Here is a 17,470-nt window from a genome sequence, read left to right on the forward strand (position 1 = left end):
TTTTGCCCGGTGAGCGGGAATTATCTGCACAAGGGTGGGGGAAGTTTTAAACTCTAAAATTTTCGTCTTCGGGGGGGCTGGTACTCTCAAGATATGGAAAGTTTCGATGAGTTAGCGACCCGAGTTCGCCAGTCGCTCCATAACGGTGAATCTGTGCTGTTGGCAGGGGTTCCGGCCAGCGGCAAAACCAAGCTTTTAGCCCAGTTGCTGGTGGATAATCCCGGGATGCTGGTGTTGAGCGCGAATGCGGGTGCCGCCCGGCGGTTGAGCGAGCGGGCCTTAGAGCTTCGCGCTCGCTCTGAGACTCCGGGTTGTCCTCTGGGAATCAGCAAAGGTTTCGTGGCGGAAGTTTTTGCGCGTTTCAATCAATGGCGTAAAGCGGAGGGCTTGCCGGAGGTGCGACTGGCTACCGATGCTGAGGTTATGGTCCAAATCCAGGATTTCCTGGCCGAAATGCCCCTAGAGGAGGAACTGCGCTCGGCTCTGGAAACCCAGGGATTCCGGCGTGATTTGGTGGACGGGATTTTTCGCGTTCGGGCTTTTGCTGGCGCCGCCTTCTCAGACCCCGCACCATCCCCGGTTCATCCGCTGGTGACCCGGCTCATTCAGGCCATGCATACCGACCGGGAGGCGCAACGCCTGCAGGCTCGCCAATCTGCCTGGCCCCTGGACACGGCTTCCCTTTTCGAGGAATACCTTTTGGCAGTGAAAGCGGGAGCCCCGGTACCGGAACTGGTGGGGGTCGATGACCTGCAAAACTTCAACGGATTGATGATTGACATCCTCTCGCTTTGGGCGGCGCATGGGACCACCCTCGTGGCCTGTACCCTGCCCGAAACCTGCGTGAACACCTATCGCGGGGCCAGTCCGCACTTGTGCGAAAAACTGTGGGAACGATTGGGGAAAATTCCCGGCAAAACCGTCACCGAGATTCTGCTCAGCCGGGAACACGTCCCCGCACCGTTGAGCCGCTTGTGGCGCGTGGCCGTAAATCGTCTGGGGGTACACGGCATCAGCGCACGATTGTGGAACGCGCAGGGGGAGCCGTCCCCGGATCCGGCACAGCCAGAACCAACCGCCGCCCCGGACTGCCCAGACCACGTTATTTTGGTGGAAAAACCCACCGACACGGCCCAATACCGTGAAATCGGGACGCTCCTGCAAGATGCCCACATTTTCTCTGACCACCCCCTGCAATACTCTCAGATGGCGGTTCTGACCCGGTCTTCGCTGGAAGCCCGCCAAGTCGCTGAAGTTTTGGAAAACATGGATATTCCGGTGGTGGTTCCGGGAGCCGCCGGTCAACTCAACGAAGGGCGTCTAACCCGCTGCCTGCTTCAGATGATGCAGGCAGTTTGCGTGGAAAGCCCTGACCAGGTAGAGCTTTCGGACCTGGATTTGGCCGGATTACTTTCCTCTGCCCTGGTGGGCTGGGACGTGTGGCGAATGCGGCGCATGGACACCTATCTGCACGACCTGACATTGCTGCCTCCGGGGGAAGTCGGGGACGGTGAACAGCGGTCCCCCTCCGCAATGGAATCCGAGACTGTTGCTGATGATGAGCAAAGCGCGTCCGACACAGTTGGAATCCTGCCTTACATCCGTCAGTTTTTACGTACGGTGATTTCCGGTCAGGATTTCTTTGGGCGCCCCCTCGCTGAGATAACCGCCGAATATCCTGACGCGAACCAGCTGGCAGACCTCGCACAGGCGCTCCGTTCGGGATGGCAGCAATGGAAAGCCGATTCGGGGTCGGTGCAGTTGTTGCTGTGGAAGCTTTGGGATGGTCTGGGACGCGCTGAACTTCTCCAGGCTCGAGCCCTGCAGCCCGGCTTGGTCCCCATGGTGCGTTCTACCCTCCAGATAGACCTGGATTTAGTGATGGACTTGTTCAAGGCGGCGGACTGGTTCGAGGCTCGAAATCCGGGCCAAACCGCGGCGGATTTCGCCCGGGGAATGCTGGCTCGCGATCTTCCAACCGGCACCGTCGCCCCGCACCATCTGGTACACGACGCGGTCACAGTCACACCTGCCGCGGCCTCTGTCTCGCAGCATTGGCCCCTGGTGGCAGTAGCGGGACTGACTGACGGAAGCTGGCCGGCGATGCGTTGGCCGGGTTCAATCTTGGGTGCTTCCACGTTCGAGTTGGAAGATTGCGGCGACCCCGTAAACTCCAGCAGTGCCGGTTACCTGTGGAACTGGCAAAACGAGTACCGGCATTTCTTTACCGCCTTGACCCGTTGCACTGAACGTTTAATTTTGGGCACCACCGCTCAAGACGGAGTGGGACGTTCCACTTTCCTCACGCCGCTGGTACAAACTTTGCAGCTGGAGCCGAAACAGCATCGACCTTTGCCCACGAACCTGCGTGACTTTGTAGCCTACCTGCGCGCGGCCTGCTTGGGTGGGGAAACCAGTTGGGGAACTCCCCCTATCGATGCTCCTACCGCCGCGGGGTTATTGGCGAAATTGGCAGCGGGGGATTGTCCTGCCGCTCACCCGGACAACTGGATGGGTGCCTTGCCGGTCAGCGGAACCACTTCGGAATCCACCGAAGTGCACATCTATGCTTCAGGGCTGGAACGTGCCTTGGAAAATCCTTTGGATAACGTGCTAAGCTGGTCCGGCTACTCTAACGATGAAGATGACCCGTATGCGGCGAATAAAGTTGGGAACATTGTTCACGCAGCTGCTGAGATCCTGGGACGCAGATACTGGTGGAAGGACCACGGGCCGCGGGACGACCTGGAGTTTGACCAGGTCCTGACCGAACTGCGCCAGGAGGTGCGGAGTCTGCTGGGTCCTCTATCAGGGGACACGTGGGTGGAATGGAACTTCCGCCGTCGAGTCGAAACCTGTCTGGTGCCTCTGGCGACTTTCTTGGTCAATCATCAGTATCCCTCTCTTTTCGAGGTGCGTTATCCCGCTCGGTTGCAGGCCAGTTCCGGGGCCGGTGCCCTGGTGTACAACGCCCGAATTGACCGGGTGATGTTCTTCGAGGGGCAAACCATCCTGATTGACTATAAGACCGGCTCTCTAACCAATTTCAGTGCCCCCTTGGTGGCGGGCAACCTGCAGTTAGCTCTCTACCAGGCGGCCTATAATGCCTCTGCGCTAGGCCGGCAGCAGCCTTGTGACCTGGCGGAAATTGTGGCCCTCCAGGTGCCGCCAAACTCGGACGAACCGCTGAACTCCGAAGTCATCGAAGAGCCGCGAGACCCTAAGATCTGGGTCCAAAAAGCCCTAGTTTCAGAAACGGAAACGATTACCCTCCCCAATCCGTTCTCCGCTGAACAACGGCAAATTCTCCTTGACCCGCTGGCCTGGCTACGCGGTGAAGCCCCGGGTGCGCCCGATCCGGAAACCATGCTGTTGAAAGACTATTTACAAGACCGTGTGGACTTAGCGGTGGCGGCGTTCAGCGGACCGAATTTGACACAAATCGAATCCCTAGGAGCTTGGGGGGCTGGGAATCATCTCGGAGTGGAAGTGAGACAACGATGACTACATCTAAACCAGAGAAAGAACTGTTTTCTGCGGGTGAACTGGCTATTTTGACGGGGGCTAACCCGCCGACCGAGGAACAATCCGCGGTAATCACGGCTCCGCGGGGACAACTCCTGGTGGTCGCCGGGGCCGGCAGCGGGAAAACGGAAACCATCGCGAACCGGCTGGTTTACGGGGTCATCAACGCGGGCATTGTTCCTGAAGCCATCCTCGGTTTGACCTTTACTCGCAAGGCCGCGGCAGAAATGGCAGCCCGTTTCGCGTTGCGTTTGGAACGCTTCGCGAGCCTCATGGAGTCGGTGCAAAACCGGCAGCAAACTGCTGAGGTCACCGCGGTGTTAAAAGCCGCAGACCTTGACCTTGACCAGCTGCGCCTGCGTTTCGAGGCCCTCGCCCAGCGGGGGATGACTTCGGAAATACTGCGCCATCCGGTCAGTGTTTCAACCTACGATTCCTACGCGGGGGCCCTTCTGACAGAATTCGGAAACCTGGTCGGGCGGGAATCGGGTTTCACCACCATCACCGACGCAGCCAGGTATCAAATCATGACTGACGTGGTGCAAAGCTGGACCGGAGCTCTGGGGACGAAACGCGAGGGTGAAAACACCGAAAACCTGATAAAGATCCTGCTGTCCCTGGCTAACGACACGAATTCGCATCTAGTAGATCTCGCTGAAATGAAACAGACCTACCGTTCCTATCTGTCTGTTGCCAAACACCTGCGTGATACTGAAGGTTCAGAGCTCAACGCGACAGCGTTACGCCATTTGAAATCCGCCCTCAACACCTTGGAATTCGGGCGTAACGCCACAGACGTCATCCAGGCTTTCAATGAACGCAAACAGGAACTCATGATGGCAGACTTTTCTGACCAAACTCGGGAAACGGTCCGCTTGGTCGAACAACTGCCTCTGGTGGGGGACAGCCAGCGGGAACGATTCCAACTGGTGTTCCTGGACGAATTCCAAGACACTTCCGTGGCTCAGATGCGTTTTCTTTCGGGAATTTTCCGCGATTGTGCGGTTACCGCGGTGGGCGATCCGAACCAAGCCATTTACGGTTGGCGGGGGGCTTCCGCGGCCTCTATGGAGGATTTCGGCACCATGTTCTGCTCGGATCCGCAACAGCTGCTCACCCGAACCCTGTCGACCTCGTGGCGCAACGATGAGGCCATCCTCAAAGTCGCTAACCGCATTTCTGTCGAATTGGCCACGGCCCCTTCCCTGGGCGCGAGCGGGAAAGGCCGGCGGGATCAGGGTCTCCAACCCGCAGTCAGTAAACCCCTGCGGGCACGGCCGGGGGCGAATCCCGGCATCGTCTACGGAATCCAGACATTGACCGATATACAGCAAAGTCAAGCGGTGGTGAACTTTCTTCGGCTGTGGCAAGCCCAGCGTGTCAAGTTGCAAAGCGAGGGGATGCCTGCCGAAAAGCTGCCTACCGCCGCGGTGTTGTGTCGTGCAAAAAACGCTATTCCCGGCTTGGTTGAGGCACTGCGCCGAGCCGGAATCCCCTACCAAACCAGGGGGATGCAAGGTGTTTTGGAGGATCCGGGGGTGCGTTTGGTGCGAGCCGCTCTGGAGGTCACTGATAATCCTGAAAAAAGCGCCAGCCTGCTGATTTTGCTCGATCGATACCGATTGGGATTGAGCGATTTACAGGCGGTGGGGCAAAATCCGCACCGGTTTACTCCCTACCAGATAGTGATGGAGGGCGGGGCTGAAGTCTCGGCTGAGGCTGGCGTTCGACTGGAAAAACTGCGTGGAATCCTCACGGAGCTAAGGGAAAATGCCGCGTTCGCGACCCCCCTTGTGTTGGCGCGTTTGGCGCATCGACTGCTCGATTTGGATATCGAGCAGCAGCTACCCGGTTCCCCGTGCCATGCCGCGGCCTATGTCGAGTTCTTAAACCTGGTTCGCGATTTTGGGCGGACTCCCGGAGCGACATTGAGCGGATTTTTGAACTGGCTGAGTGCCGGTGAAGATGAGGAAGCCAGCTTTGCTGACCTGGACTTTGAGGTTGATAACGCGGCGGTTCAGATTATCACCATGCACGCTGCAAAGGGCCTCGAATGGGATTGGGTGGCGGTTCCGAACCTGAACAAAAAGACTTTCCCCTCCACCAAAAGCAACATCTGGGTCACGCAACGTAACGTGTTGCCCTATCCGCTGCGCAGTGACCGGGCCCATTTGCCCGAGCTGGAACTAAAGACCCAAACCGTTTTGACCGCGACTGGAAAAGTGTCATCGAAAAAAGGTCTGCTGGAGCCGTACCAGGAAGAGGCTGGCCAATACACCCTGCGGGAAGAATCCCGGCTGGCCTACGTGGCTTTCACCCGCGCCAAATCACGGCTCTTGCTGGGACACTGCTGGTTTGAGCGACAGACTAAGACTGAGCGTTTGCCCAGCCAGTTTTTCCTGGTGGAACAGGACCCGCACCAGCACATTTTTACCGATGCTGAGGTATCGGGTGCGGTAGACGGGGCGGACGCAGAGGCTTCAGGGGGAAGTGCAGCTGAAACCGAAAACTTGCTGACCCCGTTCAACGCTGAGACATTTGCACAGGAGGCCACCCGATTGGGCATTACGCTCCCCAGCGTCGAATGGCCCGAGACCGAAGTCACGTCCATTCCTAAAAAAACTCAAAACCCGAATCAGGACCGGTTCGATGCGGGCGTTTGGCCGGCACTGCCGTGGACCCAGACTCGCCAGGACTTTGCGCACGCGGTTGCGGTCACCGAGGCTGCTCTGGCCAGCGGCAAATTTGCTGACGGAATCAGTCAGGACGCCGCTGAAGAAACCGAGCGCCGGTTGGGTCAACTGCTGTACCAGCCGCAAACACGCCTGGGTACGGGCGATTTGCTGGGACGAATTTCTGCTACAGGGATGGCGCGTTTGGCGCAAGACAGCGAGGGTTATCTGCTACAGCGTCTGCGTCCCCTGCCGCAGGAACCCAGTGCGGCAGCACGTCTGGGAACCTATATGCACGCTTGGATTGCCAGCCAGCTCGAAAACGAAGACGTGCTCATTTTTGATGCCGGGATGGAAGACGGGTTCACCTCCGAACAGCGTAAGCTGCTGCACAAATGGCAGCAGCACTATGCTGACCTGGAACTGCTGCGGCGCCTGCGCCGTCCACGAGTCGAATTCAACGGTGAGCTTTATATTGAGGAAGCGGGCGGTGCCGTGATTCCGCTGCGGATTGATGCACAGTTTGTCGAGGCACAAACCGGAAAAATCTGGATTCTGGACTGGAAAACCGGTCGGCGTCCGACCCCGGAAAACTATGCTCAATGGCTTCACCAGCTGGGCATCTATCGTCTCTACTGGCTGCAGGCTCATCCCCAGACACCCGCCGAGGACATCGTGTGCGCCTACGTGTTCCTCAATGAGGACAGTCCGGAGCGCCAACTGCTCACCCTCCGGGACATCCTCGATGAGTTGGGCATAGCCGAATACAGCCGAGACCTTTTGGTCAGTAACTTGACGGACCGCGGAAAGGAGGCGGACGAAGTCTTAGAAAAGTTTGGGTATTGAAGCCGTCGCCGTTTTGCCTAGGTTATGTGCCGCCCGGGCTTTGCGGAGGGATTTCGGGCTGGAAAACGGTGTTCGCCCCGGCGAGGCGCCGCCCCAGGTTATGTAGGGGTCTCTGGTTGAAGGCGGTGTTCGCCCCCGTGGTGTTCCGCCATAGGTTATCCCGGCTATCCAGGCCGAGGCGAAGCAGAGTTCCCCCCGGTCGTGTGCCGCTATGGGAGGGGGAGAAGGGCTGGTCGGAGCCGTGTGCCGGGCGGTTGCCCGAGGACTCTCGAGCCGACGAGCAAACCTGAAGCCACTCGGGCTCTGGCGCCGTCCTCAGGCGCTATCCGGGGACGGCGAGGTCACCTCCGAGCCTGATTCTGAGGGAATTTCGGCGGTTATTTCCGAGGGAATTTCGGCAGTAGGTTCCGCGTCAGTCTCGTTTGCCTCCGGGTCGCTCTCGCTCGTTGGCGCGGCAATTTCGTTCGCTTCCACGCTGTGGTCGGGGGCACTGGTGGTCTGTTCCTCATAGAGGGGGCGGCCCGTCAGTGACAGGTCTCCGTCCAGCCGCTCCAGCTGCTCGTTCAACAGGTCTTGGGCATCGGCAATGATCGAGGCATTCCCCTGGTCAACCCCCCAATTGAGCCAGTTAATCAACGCCAGTTCAATATACAGGTCGGTACGTTGACGCAAGAACGGGTCTGCGCCCTCCGCGCGTCCCAAATGGTACGCGTCAAAGACTAGGTCCACGGCCTCGTCAGTCAGCTCCGCAGCCACCCAAGACAAATCCTGGGAGGGGTCACCCACGCTGACCTCAGCAAAACCGGAAATCCCCAAAATCCGGGAATCCGCGACCAGGACGTGCTGGGGCTCTAGCGAACCGTGGACAAATGTGGGATGGAAATGCCACCAGGCATCTTCGTCAAGGGCTTGTTCCCAACGAGCCTGCAGAACCGGGGGAACCAAACCGGTCGCGACCGCCCGGGACAGATTTTGGCGCAGCTCCGCACGGATGTCGTCTACGCTGGGGGTGGGGAAGCCCACGTGAGCCACCAGGTTGGCGGGAATCTCGTGCAGGGCCGCGACGGCCTTGCCCAAGGCGCGCAGCAGATCCGGATCCTCTGCCAGTTCGTTGAACTCCAACGGGTTGCCCGGCAATTGGCGATAAACAAAAATCGAGGTTCCATCTTTCGAGGTGGCGCTGCCCTCGATACGGGGCACGTCAAAAGGAAGCCGGTGCGCATCACGGTAATTGGTCAGCATGGTCAAAATCTTTTGCTGCTTGTCTAGGGCCGCTTCCGCATCCAGATGCTTGGCTCCAATGATGCTCCACCGGGCTGAATGATTATCGAGGACGCCGACCCAGCGGAAATCGTTATCTTCGCCCAGAGGCGGGCACAGTGACTCAACCTCAAGGTCTGGAACCGCTACGGTCGCCAGAGCTGCCAAGGTCAGGAAATCGGTATCGCTCATTTTTCAATTTTATGTCACCTCGGTAGCTAAACCGACAGACCGCTCCGGAAAGCCGGAAATCCGGTCAATAAGCCCCTCTCCGGACGGGGGTGACGGGCGCTGCTGAGGGAGCCGCGTCGACTTTTGGCAAAGGTACGGCAAACCTCAGAAAAAGCTGAGTATTACATGAATGTAAGATGAGAATTTTCCTTCCGGAAACCAGGGCTTGGCACTATAGCAGTAAAAAAAGCGCTTAAACTGACCGTAATTTTATTGGCTCTCAGGCATGAGGGAGTTGTCGACTTGGGCTTAAGTTACGGGAAACTGCAGCCGCTGATGGACGATCCGGCGGTGGAAGAAATCTGGTTGAACAGCCCTTCCCAGGTTTTTTGTTCCCGCGGCGGACAACCCCACCTGACCAATCTGTTGCTGGGCGAAGACGAGGTAGAATCCCTGGTAGAGCGGATGTTGAGAGCCTCGGGACGCCATCTGGACTTCGTCAATCCCTGCGTGGACGCCACCTTGGAAACCGGAGAACGTCTGCACGTCGTCATTCCGCCCGTGACTGCCACCTGGTCCATCAATATCCGCAAGCACAGCGCGAAAGCTGTGCGGGTGCGGGACCTGGTTCGGCTTAACATGATGCCCGCCTGGATGGCTCGTTTCCTGGCCGAAGCGGTGCGTATTGGCCTGAATATCGTGGTGGCCGGGCCGACCCAATCGGGGAAAACCACCACGGTCCGCGCCCTGTGTGGTGAAATCCCTCCTGACCAGCGCATCATCACTTGTGAGGAAGTGTTGGAACTCAATCTGAAAGCCCCGGACGCGGTGGCGATGCAAACCCGCAACGCCTCGATAGAAGGCCAAGGTGAGATTACTCTGCGGGATTTGGTTCGGGAAACTCTGCGGATGCGTCCCGACCGGCTGATTATCGGGGAGGTCCGCGGCGCCGAAAGCCTCGATATGCTCATCGCCCTGAACTGCGGAATCCCCGGAATGTCTACGATTCACGCCAACACCGCCCGTCAGGCGATTACAAAACTGTCGACCCTGCCGCTGCTGGCCGGAGAAAACGTGACCTCGGCATTCGTGGTGCCGACCGTAGCGGGAGCCATAGACCTGGTGGTGCAGCTGCGCGGAACTTGGCAAGGCAGCCGTGCGGTGACGGAAGTGTTGGCTTTGGACGGGACGCTGCGCGACGGTCAGGTCGTGGCGCACCCGCTGTACAGTGCGCCGCCTGATGGCGCCCAGCCAGCCAAGAATCCCGCGGATTTCGATTTTCTTTCCGCTTTCGGTTCTCGAGCCAGCCAGTTGGCGGCTATCTGGCGGGAGGCCCCCGATGACTAGCCCCCTGCTGACCCTGGCGGCCGCCCTCAGTGCGGCTTTCGGGATTTTCCTGGTGACGTTGAGACCAAAACGGCATTCGACCCGCCAAGAAAGTTCCCTGAAACGCTATTGGGCACAAAAATGCGCCCGTTTCGACGACATCACCGCGGTGAGCGGAACACCCCTCGGGCTGGGACATTTCCTGGCGCTTTCCCTCCTGGCGGGGTTGTCAGCAGGGATTGGCCTCGCCTTGGTCACCGGGCTGGTGATGGTCGGGTGGTTGGCGGGGCTGCTGGCCGCGTATCTGCCATTTTTGGGGCTGCAGGGTAAACTGCATTCCGTGCAGGGTCAGCGCGGCAAAGCCTGGCCAAATCTGGTGGATAACCTGGTTTCCGGGGTACGAGCGGGGCTGAGTTTGGGCGAAACGCTCCTGGAAGTCGCCGCGCGAGCCCCGAAGTCGCTGCGAGTGCCGTTTGCGCACTTCGCGGCCGATTATCGGGCGGGCGGGAACCTCGATGCCTCCCTAAAAATCTTGAAACATGAACTGGCCGATCCAGTGGGGGATCGCATCGTGGAGGCGTTGCGTTTAGCTGCACAAGTGGGGGGCAACGACTTGGTGGTCCTGCTGGAGGATTTGGGGGCGATGCTCCGCGCGGAGGAACGAACCCGCGGGGAAGTGCTGGCACGCCAATCTTGGACCGTGACCGGGGCGCGCCTCGCTGCCGCCTCCCCGTGGATTATCCTGGCGCTGCTGTTGAGTCGTCCGGGCACATTAGAGGTGTATTCCACTCCGGTAGGCTCCATGATTTTGCTGGTGGGGGCGCTAATTTCGGCGTTGGCCTACATCTTGATGCTGCGCTTGGGCCGCCTGGAAGTCAGCCCGCGCACGATGCGGGAGTAGACCGTGGAGGACCTTTTGACCTGGATTATCGGCAGCCTCGCTATCCTAGCTGGGAGTGGGCTTATCGGGCTGTGCCTGGGTCCCTGGATTCGTCAAGGCTCCTTTCCGACCTGGCGAATCACCCCTTATGTTCAGGCTGACCTCATCGTCATGGCGGCATACCGAGGAACCGGGGTGCGGGATACCCCGTTCGCCCATAACGGCCTGACGCGGTTTCTCACGTTTATCAGCCCCTCCAAAGATTCTGTCGAGCGCAGGTTGCAGTTGGCGGGTTTGCCCCGGGATGTGCGCGGATTTCGCCGTTCCCAGCTGCGATGGGCCGTTTCCCTGGGGATAGTGGCGGCGGTATTGAGCCTCCTGGGGTTTTTGGGAAAAACCTTGCCGATACCCGGAGCCTTCGTGATGCTGACCTGTTTTGTGCTGGCGGGTCTGTTGATTCCCGATTACCGGCTCACAGGCGCGGCGCGGCGTCGCCAACTGCATTTGAATCAAGAACTGCCTGACGTTATCGAGCTGTTGGCGCTGGCGGTGGGAGCCGGGGAACCTCTCTACGGGGCTTTGCACCGCGTCTCTGCCCGTTGCACCGATGTCGCTGGTCAGGAGTTGGAAAAAATCTTGGCCGCGGCCGACAACGGAGATTCTCTGGCTCCCAGTTTGACCGCGGCTCGGGCCCGCAATGATTCCGAAATCCTCGCGCACCTCATCGATGCCATTGTTTCAGCGTTGGAACGCGGTTCACCCTTAGCGGGCGTGCTGCGTTCCCAAGTGGCGGATTCACGAGCGGTGGCGCGAACCCAGTTGCTCACGGAGGGCGGAAAGAAAGAAGTCCTCATGATGGTGCCGGTCGTGTTCTTAATTTTGCCGCTAACCGTGGTTTTCGCTCTCTATCCCGGGTTGGTGGCGCTGCAGCTGTAAACCGTCAGAATCAATATCGAAAGGATAAAAATATGCAAAAACTCCGCGCTTTGCGAAACTTTTTGTACACCCGCCTGCAAGCCGAAGACGGCGACGTTCCCGGATGGGTGATGGTGACCCTGATGACCGCGGGGCTGGTGGTGGCGCTCTCGGCGGTGGCCCTGCCGGCCTTGACGAATCTGTTTAACGATGCCATCGCCCATGTCTCGACCCTGTGAGTGCCGTGAGTCTCTGGCTCGGCACGTCCAACAGTGCTGGCGGGGGGAATCCGGCTCGGAATCGGCCAGTTTCGCGCTCGTCATGCCGCTAGTCCTGATTTTGGTGCTGGGATTGATGCAGCTGTCGCTGGCGCTGTGGGTGCACACGACTTTGATTGACGCGGCCGGGGCGGGGGCGCACGCCGCAGCGCTGTCTGGTGCGCCCACGAATGCCGCCGATGACACCGTGCGCGCTGCCCTCGCCTCGACTCTGGGCCCCGGCTACGTGCATACCGTCAGCGCCGAGCGTGTCACCGTAGCTACGCTGCACGGTTCCTATTCCACCTCGGACCTGGAAGTGATGGAAGTGCAGGTGAAAGCCCCTATGCCGGTTATCGGCCTGTTTGGGGTGGGGGACTTGACCGCGGTGGGTCACGCGGTGATAGAGGAGGGGCCGTGAAACGCCCGTGCAACCGGAAGTGGCCGAGGTTCGTTTCCCGCTTGGCTCGGGAAGAATCCGGCGAGGCCACGTTGGAGTTTGTGGGTATCACCATGATGCTTTTGATTCCGCTGGTGTACCTGATTTTGGCTTTCTTTCAAGTTCAATCCGGCCTCTACGCGGCGGAGGCGGGGGCCGCCGGGGCGGCGCGTATCCTCACGCTGCATCCCGAAACAGGGGTCAGTTCGGCCAGTCTGGCGGTGCAGCTAGCGGCCGCTGACCAGGGATTACCGGCGGGACAGGCCCACTACACTCTGGACTGTGTGACGGGGCCGTGTCCCGCGCCGGGTTCGCGCGGTACCGTCCGCGTTAATCTGCAGGTTCCCCTACCGCTGGTGGGAACCATGCTGCAGGGTTCTTTTCCTGCCTCGTTGCCGCTGAGCGCGGAGCACCCGATTCAGTGGGGCGAGCATGGGGCTTAGGAAATGGCACAAGGGCGGTGCGTCGCCGCGTCGGTTTGTCGCCCGCTTCGACCGTCTCGGTGACGAGGATGGCCGCATCATGCTATTGGGACTCGCCGCTTGCGTGCTGCTCTGTGTGATTATCCTGATGAGTATGGCGGTCTCCGGGGTGTATCTGGAACAGCGACGCCTGCAGCGCTTGGCGGATCAAACCGCCTCTATGGCGGCGGCAGACATGGCGGATGCGGCCTATTACCAAGATGGCATCGTCGACGGCGTCCCCCTGGAAATCGAACCGAATCACGCCTCAGAACGTGCTGCCGAATACCTATCAGGGGCGGCCATAGGCGCTAACTCTGGCCTACAGGGAATTGACCTGGTTGACGTTACGGTGGCTTCGACCCGGGTGCAGGTGACTCTGCGGGCGACCGGAAAAATTCCTCTGGTACTCCCGCTCATCAGTTCCCTGACCCAGGTCGAACTCACCGCTACCGGGGCGGCTTCGCTGAAAGCCAGCTTCGGCTAACCCCACTCAGTCGTGAGCCAAAGCCTCTACCGGCGTGACCCGCGCTGCTGCCCGCGCCGGACCAATCGAAGCCAACAAGGCCACCACGATGGTCAGCGCCGCGGCGGCGATAGCTAACGGGGGTACCACAATAACTTGTGCGGAGGCGAGTTCTGTCACCGGCAGGGCGTTGATGCCGGCTATCGCGTAACCCAAACCAGCTAGTACGCCTACGACCAGTGCCCCGAGGGCCGTCAGTAGGGCTTCGATCGCGAGCATTCCTTGCAAACGTCCTTTCGTCATGCCTAGAGCGCGCAGCATTCCATTTTCCCGCCGGCGTTCCATCACCGACAGCGCCAAAGTGTTCGCCACCCCAACCAGCGCAACCAACACCGATACACCGAGCATCGCGAAAGCACCCCACATCAACCCTTGTGCTATCTGGGTAAACATGGCTCGGTCGGGCGCGGAACCGTTGATGTAGGCGTCCTGCTCGGAGGCGGCCGGAATATCCGAAGCGAGCTGCTCAATGTCAGAAAAGCTGCAATCCGGAGAAATCCGCATCAGCAGAACTCGAGGCGCCAGCACCGTGGCATTACGCTCAAGCTCCTGGTCGGTGTCGGTTTGTGCCGGACGGACCACTTGGGTGGAACTGGCTAGGCCAGCCAAATCCTGGGGGTTCACGGACACGAAATCCAGGGGAGTTTTCTCAGCCGTGAGTTTCAGCACCTTATCCCCGCTACGCACGGCATAAGGCTTGCCTACTTCCTCATCGCTCAACTGCGGGATTCCCACGTGGCCGGGGGCAATCACGGGAATGCGGCTGTGCGAAATGGCCGAAAAATCCTTAGATTCCAACAGCATTTCCTGAGTATCCGCGTCAGGGTCACAAGGCTCGTTCGTTGCGGCAACGATACAGCCGCCGTTTTCGTCTTGGGTCAGCTTTTCCGGCTGAGACAATAATTTCTGGGTTTTTTCGTACTCGTCCCAGGGAACAGCGCTGCCCAGCAGCCCATTTACGGCGATGGTGTGTTCCAAACCGGAAGTGGCTTTCACGTTGGCGATGGTGGATTGGCTCAGCGGTTCTCCCTCTGAAACGAGTTGCAGATCCACCGGCGTGTGTTCGTCGATGAGTTTTTTGCCGGTAGCGTCTACCGAGGCCGTCCCGACCAGCAGCAGTACCATCAAGGTAATACCCAATGTCAAGGCCGCGCCGGTAGCTCCGGTACGCCGCGGGTTACGCCCCGTATTCTCTGCCGCCAAACGCCACGTCACCGCCGCGGGGGAACTGAACACGCCCAAAGCGGAAGTCACGTAGGGCAAAACGATGGAAGTCAGCATAATCAGCCCCAGGAAAGAAATCATTCCGGCAAACATCGCTATCAGGAAGAAATTGGAGGTGTAGGTATCCATGTCTCCCTGCTCTGAGACACTCATCATCAACTGATGGTTTTTCAGGGTGGCGTAGACCATGGTGGCGGTGCCGCCAAAGAACAGAATGGAACCAAAAATGGCGCGAACCGTCCGGTGCTTGCGCCGCCGACTGAGCTTGTCTTCCGTCGCCAGAGCCTCAATCGGGGTGACCTGGGCGACCCGGCGCGACGGGGCAAACCCGGCCAGGAAAGAAATCACGGTACCGCAGAGGAAACCTGCCAGCAGACTTTGCCAGTTCAAAACGGTGAAAGCCTGACCCCAAGTGTCGACAAGGTTGGCAATTCGGCACCCTATGGCCGAAAAAATCACGCCCGCCGGTACCCCGATCATCGCAGAAACGGCTCCTACCAGTAATGTCTCGCGCGCCACTAGGGAACGCAGCTGACCGGAGGTGGCACCGACCGCCCGCAACAGAGCCAGTTGGCGCCGCCGGCGGGCAAACAGCACGTTGTAGGTCACCGACACGACAATAATGGCGGTAACGCCGGCGATGAGCGGGAACGCCAAGGCCAACACGAGCGGGACGTCCTGTCCGCCCGTCATGCTATCCACGGCACGATCCAAGTATTGATCCGCGGTGAACACCTCATAGTAATCCGCGTCGGCAATGTGGGAGGTCAACTGTTTCAGCTCGGCCGTGGCCGCTTTCAGGTTCGTGGAGCCTATCCCCGAAACCAGCAAGATGTCAGCCAAATAATCGTCCCCAGCCCAGGTTTTCACCAGGGAATCGGAAACGTAGCTGGTGGGGAACGCACCGGGACGGGCTTTATAGATACCGCTGACCTTGAGTGGCACGGTCTTGGTGTCATCGGTGGCAGGATCGTAGATTCCTGCGTTGAGGGTATCCCCGACTTTGACCCCGAGAGTCTTAGCGTTGGACTGCTCGATACCGATTTCTGATTCAGAGCTGGGGCGCTTTCCCTCCACGACCGAGCTGGGGTCGAACACGGGATCACCCAGCCCCAATACCGAGGCAGACACCTTCTTGCGATTTGCGGACAAATCCACGCTCATGGACGTGCGGGTCAGGATTTTCCACTCCGGGTGGGCCTTATGGGCTTGATCCGCGACCTTTTGCAGGTAGTCCGGTTCGGGTCCCTCACCGTCGTAGGGAACTCCGTTGGGAGCCGTGACAATTAGGTCAGCACCGGTGGCTTTCTCCGTAAGGTTGCGAGCCAAAGTCGTCTTGAACCCGGCGGTCAACCCTAGGCAGGTCAGCAGGAACGCTACCGCTAAGGCAATCGCCAAGGCGGTGGCGGTGTAGCTTTTCACGTTTTTGCGCAAATCTGCGCGCAGAATTCCTTTCATCTCTCACGCCACCTTTGCGATGTCTGCGGGTTCGGGGTGATGCAGATCGTGCACAATCATTCCGTCACGGACAATCAAGACCCGGTCTCCGGTCGTGGCGGCGTGCTGGTCGTGGGTCACCATCACCACGGTTTGCCCGAAGTTATCGACCGCGGCGCGCAGCAGGTTCAGGACTTCTGCAGAAGACGCCGTGTCCAGATTTCCGGTCGGCTCGTCAGCGACCAGCATGGCGGGGCGGGACAGCAGGGCGCGGGCGACCGCGACGCGCTGTACCTGGCCGCCGGACAGTTCGTAAGGCTTGTGGTTCAGTCGGGTGGTCAGGTCCAGCCCGGTGACGATTTGGTCGAACCAGTGCCGATCTATCGGTTTATTCGCCAGGCGCAGCGGCAGTTCGATGTTGGCCTGGGCACTCAAGGTGGGAACCAGGTTAAACGACTGGAACACGAACCCTACGTTGTCGCGGCGCCACAGAGTCAGCGGCTTGTCTTTCAGCTTTGTAATGTCCATACGGTTGACCGTGATGGAACCGGAAGTGACCGCGTCCAAACCGGCCAAGACGTGCAGCAGCGTGGATTTACCGGAACCGGAGGGGCCCATGATAACCGTGAATTCGCGGGCGTTAATGTCAACGTTAACTCCGCGCAGAGCCTCGACGCGCGTGCCCTTTTCCCCGTAAACCTTGGTGACATCTCGCAGCTCGGCTACCGGGACAGTCGGCAGGTCCGCGTCTGTACTGGTCACAAGGGGGGAGGGTGACGTTTCGGGGTCGGCAGAGGCTGGTGGAGTGGGGGGCGTCACCGGGGTAAACGGGGTGTCGGCGGGACTATTCGGGGAGGACATATTAATCACCTTTCGCTAGAGTTCTTAACTGAAATCCAGCGTAGCCAGCCCGAAACTAACAAGCTATGGGGGTTAACCCTGAAAAAACCCCGAGGCGCCCCTGAGGCGATTGCGGTCTCTAGAATTCCGGTTTTTCCAGGTGGGTACGCAGACCGGACAGCACGCGGCGCATCGCGTTTAAATCTGACTGCGAGACCCGGCCAGCGAACAGTTCGCGCACGGCTTTCATCTGTACTTTCGCCGCAGCTTCGTAAGCGTTCAACCCTTTGGTCGACAGGCAGGCATTGCGAGTTCGTTTATCCGCACCTTGGCACAGTCGATTCAGCCAGCCCTTTTTCTCCATCTCTCCGAGGCGATAGTTCAATCGCGAGGGTGAAAACACCGTTCGTCTGGCGAGTTCCCCGAGCTGCAGCTTCTTTTCTGGAGCGTGGGCCAGAGCCGTCAAGATTGAGTATTGTGGCAGGTCGAAGCCGCACTCTTCCTTTAGGGCACAGTCAATCTCGAGGTTGAGCATCTGGGAGAACTTAAAAAAGTTTTCCCAGATTTCTTCGGGCGTGGCGTCCGGCGTGTCTTGGTAATCGGTGTGAGCCAACGGAAATAGCCTCTCGGAACTCGGAAAATCCTAACGGGTGTGTTGATATTGTGCTATAAAAACGCGCTGTTTTTCAAT

General features: G+C 59.2%; 13 protein-coding genes. 9 read left to right on the forward strand and 4 right to left on the reverse strand.

Annotated elements, in window-relative coordinates; translation table 11 throughout:
* Window positions 1-93: 93 nt before the first annotated feature.
* Window positions 94-3,504 (forward strand): PD-(D/E)XK nuclease family protein, encoded by a 3,411-nt coding sequence (locus RDL66_RS01770; RefSeq protein WP_308534784.1) that lies wholly within the window; start codon window positions 94-96, stop codon window positions 3,502-3,504.
* Window positions 3,501-7,043, forward strand: coding sequence for an ATP-dependent DNA helicase (locus RDL66_RS01775; protein ID WP_308534785.1), 3,543 nt, complete (start codon window positions 3,501-3,503; stop codon window positions 7,041-7,043). Before RDL66_RS01770 ends, RDL66_RS01775 begins: the two co-directional genes overlap by 4 nt.
* Before the next feature lie 315 nt (window positions 7,044-7,358).
* Here the strand turns inward: RDL66_RS01775 and RDL66_RS01780 are convergent, their stop codons facing one another.
* Window positions 7,359-8,495 (reverse strand): phosphotransferase, encoded by a 1,137-nt coding sequence (locus tag RDL66_RS01780; RefSeq protein ID WP_307742339.1) that lies wholly within the window; start codon window positions 8,493-8,495, stop codon window positions 7,359-7,361.
* Between the two features lie 252 nt (window positions 8,496-8,747).
* Here RDL66_RS01780 and RDL66_RS01785 point away from each other — a divergent pair, with 252 nt between their 5' ends.
* From RDL66_RS01785 to RDL66_RS01815, 7 genes are read left to right on the forward strand one after another with little or no spacing between them, the layout of a single operon-like run.
* The gene (locus RDL66_RS01785; RefSeq protein ID WP_307742340.1) at window positions 8,748-9,821 is read left to right on the forward strand and encodes an ATPase, T2SS/T4P/T4SS family; all 1,074 of its coding nucleotides are present in this window, start codon (window positions 8,748-8,750) and stop codon (window positions 9,819-9,821) included.
* Window positions 9,814-10,701, forward strand: coding sequence for a type II secretion system F family protein (locus RDL66_RS01790; protein ID WP_307742342.1), 888 nt, complete (start codon window positions 9,814-9,816; stop codon window positions 10,699-10,701). Before RDL66_RS01785 ends, RDL66_RS01790 begins: the two co-directional genes overlap by 8 nt.
* Window positions 10,702-10,704: 3 nt before the next feature.
* The gene (locus RDL66_RS01795; RefSeq protein ID WP_308534789.1) at window positions 10,705-11,616 is read left to right on the forward strand and encodes a type II secretion system F family protein; all 912 of its coding nucleotides are present in this window, start codon (window positions 10,705-10,707) and stop codon (window positions 11,614-11,616) included.
* Window positions 11,617-11,648: 32 nt separating this feature from the next.
* Window positions 11,649-11,834: a hypothetical protein gene (locus tag RDL66_RS01800; protein WP_307741449.1), complete on the forward strand. Its 186-nt coding sequence runs from the start codon at window positions 11,649-11,651 to the stop codon at window positions 11,832-11,834.
* The gene (locus RDL66_RS01805; RefSeq protein WP_307741448.1) at window positions 11,818-12,273 is read left to right on the forward strand and encodes a TadE/TadG family type IV pilus assembly protein; all 456 of its coding nucleotides are present in this window, start codon (window positions 11,818-11,820) and stop codon (window positions 12,271-12,273) included. Before RDL66_RS01800 ends, RDL66_RS01805 begins: the two co-directional genes overlap by 17 nt.
* A complete protein-coding gene (locus tag RDL66_RS01810; RefSeq protein WP_307741447.1) occupies window positions 12,270-12,734 on the forward strand; it encodes a pilus assembly protein TadE in 465 nt (154 codons plus the stop codon). Before RDL66_RS01805 ends, RDL66_RS01810 begins: the two co-directional genes overlap by 4 nt.
* On the forward strand, window positions 12,724-13,239 hold the full coding sequence (locus RDL66_RS01815; protein WP_307741446.1) for a pilus assembly protein TadG-related protein: 516 nt from the start codon (window positions 12,724-12,726) through the stop codon (window positions 13,237-13,239). Before RDL66_RS01810 ends, RDL66_RS01815 begins: the two co-directional genes overlap by 11 nt.
* 6 nt (window positions 13,240-13,245) lie before the next feature.
* Here RDL66_RS01815 and RDL66_RS01820 read toward each other — a convergent pair whose 3' ends face one another.
* The 3 genes from RDL66_RS01820 to RDL66_RS01830 all read right to left on the reverse strand — a co-directional run bounded on the left by RDL66_RS01820 (window position 13,246) and on the right by RDL66_RS01830 (window position 17,392).
* Window positions 13,246-15,960, reverse strand: a complete 2,715-nt coding sequence (locus tag RDL66_RS01820) for an FtsX-like permease family protein (RefSeq protein WP_308534792.1) — start codon at window positions 15,958-15,960, stop codon at window positions 13,246-13,248.
* A 3-nt stretch (window positions 15,961-15,963) separates the two neighbouring features.
* Window positions 15,964-16,800, reverse strand: a complete 837-nt coding sequence (locus RDL66_RS01825; protein WP_308534793.1) for an ABC transporter ATP-binding protein — start codon at window positions 16,798-16,800, stop codon at window positions 15,964-15,966.
* A 118-nt stretch (window positions 16,801-16,918) separates the two neighbouring features.
* Window positions 16,919-17,392 carry a MarR family transcriptional regulator gene (locus RDL66_RS01830; RefSeq protein WP_308534794.1) on the reverse strand — a complete coding sequence of 158 codons (474 nt, stop codon included), beginning with the start codon at window positions 17,390-17,392 and terminating at the stop codon, window positions 16,919-16,921.
* Between the last annotated feature and the right edge of the window lie 78 nt (window positions 17,393-17,470).

This window comes from uncultured Mobiluncus sp. (genome assembly GCF_902488535.1).
GTDB lineage: Bacteria > Actinomycetota > Actinomycetes > Actinomycetales > Actinomycetaceae > Mobiluncus.